Below are 13,117 nucleotides of genomic sequence, written 5' to 3' on the forward strand. Positions count from 1 at the left end.
ACGAGGACGCACAGCACTACGACGTGGAGCACCTGTCACACCCATACCCAGACCAACACATCGATCATGATCAGAGTGACGGGCATTCACTCCAAAGCATGTGCGAAGTCCAGGACTAGCCGAGACGGGCCAGCGGACCGAGGCACTTGCCGCGAGCCTGGAAGCCGTCGACCTTCATCGGGAACTCGTCGCCCTCAACCGTGATGCCTACCTGCCCAACCTCGCCGCGTCGGTGAACAACCACGCCAACCGGCTGGCCGAGGCTGGACGCGGGACGGAGGCGCTCGCAACAAGCCTAGAAGCTGTCAGTCTGCGCCGGGAACTATTCCGGCTCAACCGCGACGCCTACCAGCCGGCTCTCGCCACGTCACTGTGGAACGTCGGGGTCGTGGCCCTCAAGACAGACAGCGTTACCACCGACGAAGTGGTTGAACTGACGGCCGAGGGCGTTTCGCTCTTCGAAATTCTCGCTGCTGAAACGCCGGCCGCATTCGCTGAGCAACATCGAGCTGCGGCCAGGACGCTTGCTCGGGTACGAGAGCGCGAGAACACGAACGACCGACCGAGTGATCGGCTCGCTTAGACTCCGGCGGGTGATCGTGCGACAAGCAAGCGAAGAGGACGTCGCGGCGCTGGCTGAGTTGCGGGACATCGGAGCAGGCGGGCTGGCGGCGTACGCGGGCTGGATCGCCTCTCACGCCGGGACCCATCTGCCGTTCGTGGCCGACATTGACGGGCGCGTTGTCGGGTCGGCTTGGCTGCATGTCGCGGAGCGGGTGCCCGGCAACGGTTCGATGGAGCGGTGGTACGGCGACGTCCAGTCGGTAATGGTTCGCGAGGAGTACCGCGGCACGGGTGTCGGCCGCGCACTGATGGAGGCGATTCTGGACGAGGCCCGCACGCGCGGTCTGCTGCACGTGACCGTCCACTCTGGTCGCCGCGCGGTTGATTTCTATCTGCGCACCGGTTTCAGCCACCACCGCCAGTTACTTCTGTGGGAACCCGTCGGTGCTCAGGGCGTGCAGCAGCCGCTGGACGCGGACGACGCCGACGTAGCGGCCCGCGTTGTCGATGCAGAGCAGGGGATGTGACCATTCGGCTCCGGTGCGGGTGATGGCGCGCAGCGCGGCGTCCCGGACCGGGGTGTCGACGTTGACGCGCATGTTCGAGCTGGTGAGGCCGGTTCCGAAGCACGCGATCGGGCGGCGGTCGTGATCGCAGAGCACCACCAGGTCGGCGGCCGGGTCGGACAGGGCCGCGCCGACCGATCCGGGATCGGTGTGCACCGGCGGGTGTTCGAGCAGCTGACGCAGCGCCGACTGGTCGCCGGCGCGCGGGGCGACCCGTACGGAGGCGTCGGTCCACGGCAGTTCGGGGCGGCCCAGGTGGTAGCCCTGCGCGAGAGGAACGGCGAGCGAGGAGAGAGCGTCCAGCTCCCCCTGCCGTTCCACGCCTTCGGCCAGCAGCCAGGCGTCGATGCGGCCCGCGAACATGCCCACCATCTCGACCAGCGCGCGTTTGGCCTCGTCCTGGTCGAGGTCCTGCACCAGCTCGCGGTCGAGCTTGATCAGCGACGGGCGTACGGCCAGGATCTGGCTGAGGCCCGCGTAGCCCGACCCGGCGTCGTCCATGGCGATCAGGGCGCCCGCCGCCTTGAGCCGGTTGAGGTCCGGCTGCAGCGCGGCGTAGGACTCCACAGCGACGTGCTCGGTCAGTTCGATGATCAGGCCGCTGAGGTCGCCCTCGTCGGCCAGGATCTGCTGGATGGCCGGGTCGCGCAGCACCTCGGGACCCACGTTGACGGTCAGGAAGCAGTTCGCGGGCAGGCTGGGCCGATCGACCAGCGCCGTACGCATCGCCGCCGCCTGAAGCTCGGCGTTGTAGCCGTGCACCCGCGCGGCCGTGAACCACGCCTCCGGATTGGTGACCGGATAGCCGTCGAAGCGCACCAGGGCCTCGTAACCCACCACCGTGCCGCGGGCGAGGTCGACGATGGGCTGGTAGACGCTGCGCACGCCGTCGCCGTTGACGGCCGCGCGCAGCATCTCCGGCCAGTCGACGCGGGTTTCAGTGGTGACCGGCATGCCGCGTCAGACCGTGACGATGGCGCCGCGGACGGCGTCGACCAGCGAGGCCGGAACCGAGGAGAGCCCGTGCACCTCGGCGGCGTGCTGGGCGACGGCGACCAGGATCTCGTCGTCGGAGCCGCACACCCACTGGGCGTCGCAACCGGGAACGACATCTCCGCACGCGAATGACTTCACGATGACCCCTGTTCGTTTCGGTAAGGAATACCTGCGACGGGGGACATCGGCGATCGCGGCGGCGGCCTAAGTGTTCTGGCCGACGAGGCGGTCGACGAATGCGGTGAGGGCCTCGTCGGGGGTCAGGTCGGCGCCGATCGACGTGGTCAGCATGTCGAGGAGCAGGCCGTCGATCGCGTAGTGCAGCAGGGCGATCTCGACAGCGCCGCCGGGCAGTTCGGTCGTGTGGTGGAAGGCGACGTCCTCGCGGTAGCCGGCGCGCAGGGTCGAACCCAGGATCGCGGCCAGGCCGGGGCGCCGGGCCGCTTCGAGCCGCAGCTCGATGAGCGCTCGGGTCAGATCGGGCTGTGCCGTGGTGCGCTCGAGGATGTAGCGCAGGTAGCCGACGTAGGGCCCGCCGGCGAGCCGGGCGACGACGGCCGGGTCGGGCGCGAAGCGTTCCATGATCCGCTCCCCCAGCGCACCGAGCAGCGCGTCGCGGGAGCGGAAGTAGTTCGACGTCGTGCCGGTCGGAACCTCGGCCTCGGCGTCGACCGCGCGGTGCGTGAGCCCGCGCGCGCCGGACGAGGCGAGCACCCGCAGACCCGCATCGGCGAGCAGGCTCCGGCGTTCCACGTTTCTGGCCACGGTCGAAGGCTAGCACCAACCACTACAGGTGCTGTAGTTTGAACCACGACATCCGTAGTGGTTAGGAAAACATCATGCGAAAGCTCGTTTACTACGTGGCCTCTAGCCTCGACGGTTTCATCGCGGCGCCCGACGGGAGCTGGGATTTCTTCGGCCCGGTGCACGACGACCTCGGCGCCTTCATCACCGACCGCTATCCCGAGACCCTGCCGGGAGCGCGTGAGAAGCGGGTCTTCGACACGGTCCTGATGGGCCGCGGCACCTACGAGCCGGCCCTCAAAGCCGGCGTCACCAGCCCGTACGCCCACCTCGACCAGTACGTTTTCTCCAGCACCATCGATCCCGGGATCGACCCGGCCGTCACGGTCGAGACCGGTGATCCGGTGGCCTTTGTGCGCGAGCTCAAACAGCGCCCCGGCCGGGACATCTGGCTCTGCGGCGGCGGCGCGCTGGCCGCCACCCTGCGCGACGAGATCGACGAGTTCGTCATCAAGCTCAACCCGGTTCTGGCCGGCAACGGCATCAGACTGACCACCAGCCCGTACGACCCCAGGCGCCTCACGCTGCTGGAAGCCACCCCGCTCGGCGCCAGCGGGGTCGTGCTGCTGCGTTATGGGCTCGCCGACGGGTGACAGCGGCGGGCAGAATCGTACGGGTGCAGATCGCGGTGCTCGGGCCGGTGGAGTTGCGCGGCCGCGGCGGCGAGGTCGTGCCGGTCGGCGGTGCCCGCCTCCGTACGCTGCTGATCCTGCTCGCGCTGCGGCCCAACCGGGTCGTCTCCACCGATCGCCTGGTCGACGGCGTCTGGGGCGACGACCCACCGAACGCGAACGCGCTGCAGGCTCTCGTCTCCCGCCTGCGCCGCGCCGGCCTGGTCATCGAGGCCGCTCCGCAGGGCTACCGCCTGGTGATCGACCCCGACCACGTCGACGTCCACGTCTTCAGCCGCCTGGCGGCCGACGACCCCGACCGGGCCCTCGCCCTGTGGCGCGGCGACCTCGATCTTCCCGAGGTGGCCCGGGCCGACGAGATCCGCCTCCACGAGCTGCGCCTCGACGCCACGAAACGAAGCCTGGCCGCCCGGCCCTCGATTCCCGCCCTCGAGGCCCTGGTCGCCGAGCACCCGCTGGACGAGCAGCTCGCCGCCCTGCTGATGCGGGCCCTCGACGCCGCCGGCAACGCGGCCCGCGCTCTGGAGGTCTTCGAGCAGACGCGCCTGCGCCTCGCCGACGAGCTGGGCGCCGACCCGTCCCCCGAGCTCGCCGCGTTGCACCTCGACCTGCTGCAGGGCCGCAAACGGGGCAACCTGCCCGCGGAACTGAGCACCTTCGTCGGCCGCGAGACCGACGTCAGGGTCGTACAGAAGCTGCTCGACGACCACCGCCTGGTGACCCTGATCGGGCCGGGCGGCAGCGGCAAGACTCGCCTGTCCGTAGCAGTAGGGGTAAAAGCCACGCAGGAGGTGTGGCGGGTCGAGTTGGCTCCCGTGACCGATCCCGCCGAGCTCCCGCAGGCCGTCCTCACCGCCCTCGACCTGCGCGGCCACGCCCTCCAGCAGAGGCGCAGCGAGCTGACCAGGCTGCGCGAAGCACTCGAAGCCCGCACGATGCTGCTCATCCTCGACAACTGCGAGCATCTGATCACCGCGGCCGCGCAGCTCGCCGACGACCTGCTGCGCGCCGCGCCGGGCCTGCGCGTGCTGACCACCAGCCGCGAGCCGCTGGGCCTGCCCGGTGAGCAGCTTCATCCGGTCGAGCCGCTGGCTCTCCCCCCGGTGGCCGCGGACGCGTCGACCGCCTCCGCTTTCCCTTCCGTACGGCTTCTGCTCGATCGCGCCGCGGGCTTCGCTCTCACCGAGCAGAACACCGAAGCCGTCGTACGGGTGTGCCGCGCGCTGGACGGCATGCCGCTGGCCATCGAACTCGCCGCCGCCCGCCTGCGATCCCTGCCGGTCGCCGTCCTGGCCGACCGCCTCACCGACCGGTTCCGCCTGCTCACCGGGGGCAGCCGCACCGCGCTTCCCCGCCACCGCACGCTGCGCGCCGTCGTCGACTGGAGCTGGGAACTGCTCGGCCCCGGCGAGCAACGGTTGTGGCGCCGGTTCGCGCTGTTCAAGGGTGGCGCCGACCTCACCGCGGCCGAGCAGGTCTGTGGGACCGGCCTCGACACGCTGGCCGCCCTGATCGACAAGTCCCTGCTCGCGCTCGGCCCCGACGGCCGTTACCGCATGCTCGAGACCATTCGCGAGTACGGGCTGGAACGCCTCGCCGAGGCCGGTGAGCGCGAATCGCAGCGCCTCGCGCTGTCCGCTTGGCTGCTGGCCCTCGCCGGTGAGGCCGACCCGCGACTGCGCGGCCCCGACCAGCTCGTGTGGCTGGCCCGGCTGGCCGCGGAGCACGACAACCTGCACGCCTCGCTGCGCTCCGCGATCGCCGCCGGGGACCGCCCGACCGCCGCCGCCTTCGTCGCCCGTCTCGGCTGGTACTGGTGGCTGAGCGGCCACCGCGCCGAGGGAGCGCTGCTGGCCTCCGAGGTCTCCGCGATGCCCGGCGAGGCGCCGAGCCCGGAGGACGTCGCGCTCGTCCACACGTACGCGGCGATCAACGGCCTGGAGGGCGGGCTCGACATCGAGCTGGTGCAGGCGGAGTTCCGGCTGGCCAAGGAGCACGGCTTCGGCATCAGCTCGGCCCATCCGGCGCTGCGGCTGATCCGGCCGTTGAGCTCGATGTTCGAGGACCCGAGCGGTCCCGAGGAGGGGTTCCGGCTGTCGGAGCCGCTGTTCGACGACCCCGATCCGTGGCTGCGCGCGGTCGCGAAGATCTTCGTGGCGCTGCTGCGGCTCAACTTCGGGCAGAGCGCCGAGCTGGCCGAGGCCGAGATGCGCGAGTCGCTGGCCGGCTTCCGCGCGATCGGGGAACGCTGGGGCATCAGCTTCGCGCTCAGCGCGCTCGGCGACCTGGCCGCCGCGCGGGCCGATTTCGCGCAGGCGGTCGGGTGGCAACGCGAGGCGATCGGCCTGGTGCGCGAGGTGGGTCTGCGGGAAGACCTGCCGCAGATGGACCTGAAGCTGGCCCGCCTGCTGTGGCTCTCGGGCGAGGTCGCCGAGGCGCGGGTGGTGCTGAAGCGGGCCCGGGTGGCGGCCGAGGAGGTCGGGCTCTCCGAGGTGCTGGCGTCGGTGGCGTACGGCTATGCGACGTTCGCACGCATGGCGGGCGACCTGGAGGAGGCCCGCCGCAGCATGGAGACGGCCCTCGAACGGATGCGCCAGCCCGCGACGGTCCCGCAGTTCCGGGCGATGGGGCTGCACACCCAGGGCCTGATCGCCGCGGCCGAGGGTGACTTCGTCCTGGCCGCCAAGAGCCACGCAGCGGCGGTACGCCTCGCGGCCGAGTCGCGGGACGCCCCGGTCGTCGCGCTGACCCTGGTCGGGTTCGCCGATCTGGCCATGCGCGAGGGGGACGCGGGGCGGGCCGCGTTCCTGCTGGGCGCGGCCGACAGCATCCGCGGTTTCCGCGACCGGTCGGTGCCCGACGTCGACCGGATCGCCGCCGAGGCCCGCGCCGCGCTGGGCGACGCGGCCTTCGACGACGCCTATCGTCGCGCCGCCGGCACCCGCACGGCTTCCGCGATCGAAGCGGCGGGCCTAGACGCGGCGGCGGAAGGCCCAGACCGAGAGCGGGGCGAAGATCGCGAGCAGGATCGCGGCCCAGAGCAGTGACTGGGCGACCGGCGTGGCGACCGGGCCTCCGCTGAGCAGGCCGCGGACCGCGTCGGCCAGGATCGACACCGGGTTGATCTTCACCCAGGCCTGCAACCAGCCGGGCATCGACGCGGTCGGGGCGAACGCGTTGCTGGCGAAGGTCAGCGGGAACAGCAGCACAAAGCCGAAGATCTGCACCTTGTCGGGTTTGCTGACCAGCATCGCGACCAGCACCGACATCCAGGACGCGGCGAACGCGAAGATCAGCAGCAGGCCGAACGCGGCGAGCACGTCGAGCGGGCCGGTGCCGAAACGGAAGCCGAGCAGCGTGCCGACGGTCAGCAGCAGCGCCACCGCCCACGCCTGTTTGATGACGTCGGCCACGATGCGGCCGGCCAGCGGCGAGAAACGCGAGATCGGCATGGACCGCAGCCGGTCGAAGACGCCCCCGGTGATGTCGGTGTTCAGTCCGACCCCGGTGTTCAGGGTGGCGAAGAGCAGGTTCTGCACGATGATGCCGGGCAGGCCGAACACCAGGTATTCCGAGGTGGAGCCCGCGATGGCGCCGCCGAAGACATAGGTGAACAGGACCAGGAACATGATCGGCTGGATGCTGAAGTCGATCAGCTCGAACGGGTTGTGCTTTATCTGCACCAGCGTCCGCCAGGCCAGCGTGCCGGTGTTGCGCACGGCCACGATCGGGCGCACGCGGGACTCCACAGTGGTAGTCATGGTCATGTCAGACTCGCTTCTCGCGAAGGCGCGGACGGCGCGGTCGGTGTGGCCGGGCTTCCGGTCAGGGAGAGGAACACCTCGTCGAGGCTCGGGCTGCGCAACGACAGCTCGCCGACGGCCAGACCGCGCTCGTCGAGCCGGCGCACCAGCACCGCGAGGGCCCCCGGGTCGGTGACGGATGCGCTGATCAACGGCCCGCGCAGGTCGACCGGCCCGGACGCGATCGCGCCGACGACGGCGGCCACCGCGTCCCGCTCGGTGTCGACCGCCGGTCGTACGAGCAGGGTCTGCGAACCCGTGCGAGCCTTGAGCTCGTCGGACGTGCCCGTCGCGATGACCCGCCCGTGGTCGATGACCACGATCTCGTCGGCGAGCTGATCGGCTTCGTCGAGGTACTGCGTGGTGAGCAGCACGGTGACCCCGTCGGCGACCAGCCCCCGCACGATGTCCCACATGTCGTTGCGGCTGCGCGGGTCGAGCCCGGTCGTCGGCTCATCGAGGTAGAGCAGCCGCGGCCGCCCGACCAGGCTGGCCGCGAGGTCGAGCCGCCGCCGCATGCCACCGGAGTATTTCCCGGCGGCCCGGTCAGCCGCGTCGTCGAGCCGGAAGCGTTCGAGCAGCTCACGAGCCCGCGCCCGAGCGTCGCGGCGCGACAGCCCGAGCAGCCGCCCGATCAGCAGAAGGTTCTCGGTGCCGGTGAGGCTCTCGTCGACCGACGCGTATTGCCCGGTCAGCCCGATGATCCCGCGCACCTGGTGGGCCTGGCGCACGACGTCGAACCCACCGACCGTTGCGTGCCCGGCGTCGGGCCGGACCAGGGTGGCCAGCACCCGCACGGCGGTGGTCTTGCCCGCGCCGTTGGGCCCCAGCAGGCCGAGGACCGTGCCGGTGCGCACGGCCAGGTCGACGCCGCCGAGGGCGGTGGTCCCGCCGAAGCGTTTCACCAGCCCCTCGGCGACGATCGCATTCGTCAGAGATGGCATGACGACACCCTGCGCCTGAGCACTGACACGGCACTGACAAGCAGTGTCAGCTCATATCAGAGGATGCGACCCAACCGCAGGAACACAGTCTCGCCGGTCGCGTCGTCGATGGCGTCGTTGTCGGTCACGGCGTAGGTCTGGCCGTCGCCGGTGGTCGCGAGGCCCTCGACCTTGTCCTGCACCCAGCCGTTGTCCGCCTTGAGCGCCGGCAGCAGGTCCTTGACCAGCTTCTTCTTGACCGTCGGCAGCCCGGTCCACGTGGCCGGCACGTCGAAGCGGTACACCTTCTTGATCGCGGCCTGCGGACCGCGCTGGTTGTCCCGCTCGACGACGGCGAACGTGTTGCCGTCGACCGCGACCAGCTCGGACAGCCCGGTCCAGCCCAGCGGGGCGGCGTCGAGCGGGTAGGCCAGCCACGACCAGACGCCGGTCCTCAGGTCGTACCGGCCGATCCGTACGACGTCGGCCGGGTCGGTCTTGAGCGGGCGCTGGATCGCGACCCAGACCGCGTTGCCGTTCTCGGCCACGCCCTCGAAGCCGTTGGTGGTGACGGCCGCGGCGACGTCGGCGGGCAGCGGGATCTCCTGCTGCACGCGGCCGCGCGCGTCGAGACGTACGAGAAGGTTGGGGGTCTTGGCCGAACCCTCGCTGGCCAGCCAATAGCCGCCGCCGGCGCGGGCCGCGAGCCCCTCGGCGTCGTACCCGATGGGCTGCCCGTCCTTGGTGACCGTGAGCTGACGGGTGATGCGCGCCGGACGGGCGGTGGGGTCGATCGTGAGGATGCGGGTCGGCGTGTAGGCCGAGTCGGTCACGGCGACCAGCTCGGAGCGCTTGCCGGGCACCGCGGAGAGGGCCGAGAGCGTGCCGAACGGGATGGTGTCCTTCGAGACGATCGACGGGAACTGACCGTGGCCGATGCCGAAGATCTGCACCGAGCCGCGGATGTTCGCGTCGGGGATCTCCTCCTCGCTGCTGACCACGACGAGGCCGCGCGACGGCACCGCGACGACGCCCTCGGGACCGTTGGTGGTCGGCAGGATCTGCTGGAACTTCGGTCGGCGGGGGTTCGACACGTCGTAGACGGCGGTGAAGTTGCCGCGCTCGGCGTTGACGAAGACGTACGGCGTGCCGCCGATGCGGGCGTACGCCACGTTCTCGGGCTCGATCCCCTTGGCGTCGGAGCGCTTGTCGGGGTAGAGGCCGTGTTCGACCGCGAGGTGCTCGAGCGAGTTGCCCGCGTCCCAGACGACCTTGCCGTCGCGCGAGAAGATCGTCCAGCCGCGCGACCCGCCCTCGTAGTCGCCCTCGTTGGCCGACGCGAACAGGTCGTCGGTGATCCAGGCGACGCCGTCCGGCTCGCGCTTGGCGGTGATCGTGCCGTCCAGCGTGATCTGGTCGTCGTCCTTGGTGTCCACGCCGGAGACGGTGACCGCGCCGGCCGAGAAGTGCTTGACGACCTTCCCCGTCCGCAGCGAGACGATCGCGACGTGGTTGTTCTCCTGCAGCGAGACGACCGCCTCGTCGCGCGAGTTGACGCTGACGTACTCGGGCTCGGGGTCGCTCGGGGCGACGGCGGCCAGACCGGTGAGGTCGACCTTCGACGCCGTCCAGGTCTTCGTGTCGACGACCGACAGGTAGCCGGCCGGGGCCTGCGGGATCGCGCCGTCGTCGACGTCCTCGTCGCGCTCGTTCTCGATCGCGACCGCGATGTAGCGGCCGCTGGGGGCCACGGCGACCGAGTCGGGCTGCCCGCCCAGGTCGACCTCGCGCACGATCTTGCGGGTGCGGTCGTCGATGACGACGAGCTTGCCGGACGGGTCGACGAAGCTCTTGCGGGTGTTCACGCCGGCCAGCAGCAGGTGACCGAGGTGCGCGACCGAGGTCGGTTCGCCGTCGAGGGCGAGGGTGCCTTCGGCCTGAGGGCGGCCGGGGTTGGTGATGTCGACAAAACCGAGGCGCTTGCCCGGGCTGTCGGTGTAGACGACCGTGCGGCCGTCCTCGGTGACGGTGGAGATCTCAGCGGCGGCCGTGTCGGCGGCCGACGAGTTCAGATATGCGGGGAACGTCGCAAGGCGCTTGAACTCGACGTCTTTGCGGTGGGCTGACGCCGGAGCAGCCGCGGTCAGGGTCGCGGCCAGGCCGACGAGAGCGAGTGCCGAGCTGGCACGTCGTTTTGACATGCAGTCTGACTACGTGAGGATCTTGTCCGGTTCGTGGACTTCGGTTGAACTACGGGTGCCCGGGCGGTTTCCGTCAATGAGTTGAGCCCGGTTTTCCCATGTCGCGGGGTGTGCGGCGGCGGAAAACCGGGCTCAACTCATTGACCTCAAAGGAAACCGCCCCTGCGGAGCGGGGCGACGCCATAAGCACAGGTGTCCAGATCAAGAGAGCCAGGCTGAACCAGACATAGAGGTTGCCGCCGATGAGCTCCAGCGGGGGCCGGGGCCGCTTCTCCCACAGCCAGGTGAGCCGCGAGGTCATCACCAGATAGGCGGCGATGCCGAGATAGCGCGGACCCTTCTGGACCGACGAGACACAGACGACAATCGCCGGGAGCAGCCACACGCAGTGGTGGATCCAGGTGACCGGGCTGATCAGGCAGCCGACGACGCCGGTCAGCGCGAGCCCGCCCATGATGTCGTCGCGCGCCTTGGCCACCCGCCACGCCCAGAACGCGAGGGTGACCAGCACGCAGACCAGCCACACCTTGGCCTCGACCTGCGGGATCGGCAGCCGGGCCAGGAAGCCGCGCTCGGACTGGTTGGACAGGAACGAGAGCACGCCGACCCGGTTGGTGTCCCACAGCGCCGAGGTCCAGAACTCGCGGGACTCGTCCGGGAAGATCGCGGCACCGACCAGGGTCGCGGCAGCGGCCGTGCCCGACGCCGTCGCGGCGGCCCGCCAGCGCCGCGTAACCAGCAGGTAGACGATGAAGATGCCTGGGGTCAGCTTGATCGCGGTGGCCAGGCCGATGCCGACGCCGGCCCACTTGCGCCCCCGCGACAGGCCGAGCAGCAGGTCACCGGCGACCAGCGTGAGCAGCAGCGTGTTGACCTGGCCGAACGTGATCGTCTCGCGGACCGGTTCGAAGGCGATCGCGAGGCAGACGGCCAAGGCGTAGGCGAACCACACCGTCCAGCCCTTGCGGCGGATCAGCGGAGCGACGAACCACCAGGTCAGCAGCGCGGTGGTGAGCACCGTGCCGACGACCGCGAGCACCACGACGGCACCGAACGGCAGGAACGCCATCGGCAGCATGACCAGGCCCGCGAACGGCGGGTAGGTGAAGCCGTACGGCGTGCCGGGGCGCAGCCAGTCGTAGACCATGCCGCCGTCGCCGCGGAACCAGTACTGGATCGCGCCGTAGTAGACCTTCGAGTCGAAGTATCCGTTACGCGTCTCGGCGAGATAGACGATCAGGAGTGTGATCAGGCCCGCGGCGGCGACCAGTCCGATTCTTAGCTTCATAGAGTGTTTTCCACAACAGGTAGACGAGCAGGGCGGTCATGGCGACCGCGCCCTGGCTCTTCACGGCCAGGGCCAGGTTGTATCCGTCGGGCAGGCAAAGTGCTGAGGCTACCGCGCAGGGAACGACCAGCCAGCGCAGGTGGTGATGCAGGGTGGCGGCGAGCACGGCGAGGGGCCACACCGCGTACCAGGGGTGGAAGACCGGCGCGAGCAGGACGGTGGCGGCGAGCGCGTAACCGGCGTACAGCAGAGGGTCTCTGCTTCTCGCTCTGAAGAACAGCAGCGCCAGGACGATCGCGAGGGCGACGATGCCGATGATCCGGGTCACGGGCACGGCGTCGGGGCCGAAGAGGTCGATGGTCATGCCGACAGCGGTCGGGGGTGACGTCCACTGCACCGAGATGCCGCTGCCGGCGAGGGCGGTCACCCAGCCGAAGCCGCGGCCGCTGACCAGGGTCGTCGCGGCCAGGGCAAGCACTGCGCCGCCGACCAGTTCCGCTTGGCGACGGCGCGTGAGCAACAGCAGCAGGGCGAACGGGGCGACGACCACGGCGGTGGCCTTCACGGCGATCGCCAGGCCCAGCAGCAGGCCGGCCGCCCAGCCCCGCTGCTTGATCGCGCAGGCCAGACCGGCCACGAACAGGCCGACCATCAGCGCGTCGTTGTGCGCACCCGAGATCAGGTGGATCGGCACGAGCGGGCAGGCGAGCACCAGCCACACCGCGCGCGACAGCGGCACGTTGCCACGGCGGGCCAGCACCGGCAGGGCCACGGCGATCAGCACGACTCCGAGCAGAGCGATCACCCGCAGCCCGGCCAGCGTGCCCGCGAGCGAGCCGGTCTTGGCGGCCAGCGCGGCGAGCAGCAGGAACAGTGGACCGTAGGGGGCCGGGGCGTCGCGCCAGGTCGGTGCGACGGCATCCGCCCAAGGGCAACCCAGAAGATCGACCCCACCCGCGTACGGGTCCAGGCCCGCGCCCTGCTGCCAGCCCTGACAGGCGTACGAGTAGGCGTCGTAGCTGCCCAGCGGCAGGAACGCGAGCAGGGGCAGCGACCAGAGCGCCGCGGTGACATACGCCCAGCGGCTTGTCTGCCCGCCGGCGACCCGCACACCGGCGACCCACGCGCCGACCAGCAGAACAATGCCGACGAGCCAGGCGAGGGGGACGAGCACGCCGTCGTCACCAGCGAAGATCGAAGCCGGGCGGATCGTCGGCTCCCACGGGTTCGTCGCGCCGCCGAACCAGGCGGCCACCGCGAGCGACAGGCTGCCGGCCAGGCCCGCATAACGGACGAGGGCGGGACGGGGCATGGTGGGCACCCTACAGTGCGTCACGGTA

General features: G+C 70.5%; 12 protein-coding genes. 4 read left to right on the plus strand and 8 right to left on the minus strand.

The genetic code is table 11. The features are described from left to right. The first annotated feature begins 100 nt into the window (after positions 1-100). Positions 101-583, plus strand: coding sequence for a hypothetical protein (locus EER30_RS30175; RefSeq protein ID WP_127504040.1), 483 nt, complete (start codon positions 101-103; stop codon positions 581-583). 10 nt (positions 584-593) lie between these two features. Then, positions 594-1,091, plus strand: coding sequence for a GNAT family N-acetyltransferase (locus tag EER30_RS30180; protein ID WP_240670393.1), 498 nt, complete (start codon positions 594-596; stop codon positions 1,089-1,091). Here the strand turns inward: EER30_RS30180 and EER30_RS30185 are convergent. From EER30_RS30185 to EER30_RS30195, 3 genes are all read right to left on the minus strand, one after another. Further along, positions 987-2,084: an EAL domain-containing protein gene (locus EER30_RS30185; RefSeq protein WP_205650495.1), complete on the minus strand. Its 1,098-nt coding sequence runs from the start codon at positions 2,082-2,084 to the stop codon at positions 987-989. The genes EER30_RS30180 and EER30_RS30185 overlap by 105 nt on opposite strands. A gap of 6 nt (positions 2,085-2,090) precedes the next feature. Beyond that, on the minus strand, positions 2,091-2,264 hold the full coding sequence (locus tag EER30_RS30190; RefSeq protein WP_127504041.1) for a DUF1059 domain-containing protein: 174 nt from the start codon (positions 2,262-2,264) through the stop codon (positions 2,091-2,093). A 66-nt stretch (positions 2,265-2,330) separates the two neighbouring features. Further along, positions 2,331-2,891, minus strand: coding sequence for a TetR/AcrR family transcriptional regulator (locus EER30_RS30195; protein ID WP_127504042.1), 561 nt, complete (start codon positions 2,889-2,891; stop codon positions 2,331-2,333). Between the two features lie 74 nt (positions 2,892-2,965). Here EER30_RS30195 and EER30_RS30200 point away from each other — a divergent pair, with 74 nt between their 5' ends. After that, complete coding sequence (locus EER30_RS30200; RefSeq protein WP_127504043.1) at positions 2,966-3,523, plus strand: dihydrofolate reductase family protein; 558 nt, start codon at positions 2,966-2,968, stop codon at positions 3,521-3,523. A gap of 23 nt (positions 3,524-3,546) precedes the next feature. Continuing rightward, a complete protein-coding gene (locus EER30_RS30205) occupies positions 3,547-6,609 on the plus strand; it encodes an AfsR/SARP family transcriptional regulator (protein ID WP_127504044.1) in 3,063 nt (1,020 codons plus the stop codon). On the opposite strand, the gene EER30_RS30210 is transcribed toward EER30_RS30205, so the two are convergent. The 5 genes from EER30_RS30210 to mptB all read right to left on the minus strand — a co-directional run bounded on the left by EER30_RS30210 (position 6,535) and on the right by mptB (position 13,089). Further along, complete coding sequence (locus EER30_RS30210) at positions 6,535-7,323, minus strand: ABC transporter permease (protein ID WP_240670394.1); 789 nt, start codon at positions 7,321-7,323, stop codon at positions 6,535-6,537. The two genes, EER30_RS30205 and EER30_RS30210, sit on opposite strands and share 75 nt — an antisense overlap. 2 nt (positions 7,324-7,325) lie before the next feature. Then, on the minus strand, positions 7,326-8,300 hold the full coding sequence (locus EER30_RS30215) for an ATP-binding cassette domain-containing protein (protein WP_127504223.1): 975 nt from the start codon (positions 8,298-8,300) through the stop codon (positions 7,326-7,328). A gap of 65 nt (positions 8,301-8,365) precedes the next feature. Then, positions 8,366-10,489 carry an esterase-like activity of phytase family protein gene (locus tag EER30_RS30220; protein ID WP_127504046.1) on the minus strand — a complete coding sequence of 708 codons (2,124 nt, stop codon included), beginning with the start codon at positions 10,487-10,489 and terminating at the stop codon, positions 8,366-8,368. Positions 10,490-10,562: 73 nt separating this feature from the next. Beyond that, entirely contained in the window at positions 10,563-11,777 is a 1,215-nt protein-coding gene (locus EER30_RS30225; RefSeq protein WP_127504047.1) for a glycosyltransferase 87 family protein, read from the minus strand. Next, complete coding sequence (mptB, locus tag EER30_RS30230) at positions 11,701-13,089, minus strand: polyprenol phosphomannose-dependent alpha 1,6 mannosyltransferase MptB (protein WP_127504048.1); 1,389 nt, start codon at positions 13,087-13,089, stop codon at positions 11,701-11,703. Before mptB ends, EER30_RS30225 begins: the two co-directional genes overlap by 77 nt. Positions 13,090-13,117: the final 28 nt, after the last annotated feature.

The sequence above is a fragment of the Actinoplanes solisilvae genome, assembly GCF_003999975.1.
Lineage (GTDB): Bacteria > Actinomycetota > Actinomycetes > Mycobacteriales > Micromonosporaceae > Actinoplanes > Actinoplanes solisilvae.

Excerpts from the sequence above, each read along its gene's own strand:
- EER30_RS30220 (WP_127504046.1), bottom strand. The coding sequence starts at position 10,489 with ATGTCAAAACGACGTGCCAGCTCGGCACTCGCTCTCGTCGGCCTGGCC.
- mptB (WP_127504048.1), bottom strand. The coding sequence starts at position 13,089 with ATGCCCCGTCCCGCCCTCGTCCGTTATGCGGGCCTGGCCGGCAGCCTG.
- EER30_RS30210 (WP_240670394.1), bottom strand. The coding sequence starts at position 7,323 with ATGACTACCACTGTGGAGTCCCGCGTGCGCCCGATCGTGGCCGTGCGC.
- EER30_RS30225 (WP_127504047.1), bottom strand. The coding sequence starts at position 11,777 with ATGAAGCTAAGAATCGGACTGGTCGCCGCCGCGGGCCTGATCACACTC.
- EER30_RS30200 (WP_127504043.1), top strand. The coding sequence starts at position 2,966 with ATGCGAAAGCTCGTTTACTACGTGGCCTCTAGCCTCGACGGTTTCATC.
- EER30_RS30185 (WP_205650495.1), bottom strand. The coding sequence starts at position 2,084 with ATGCCGGTCACCACTGAAACCCGCGTCGACTGGCCGGAGATGCTGCGC.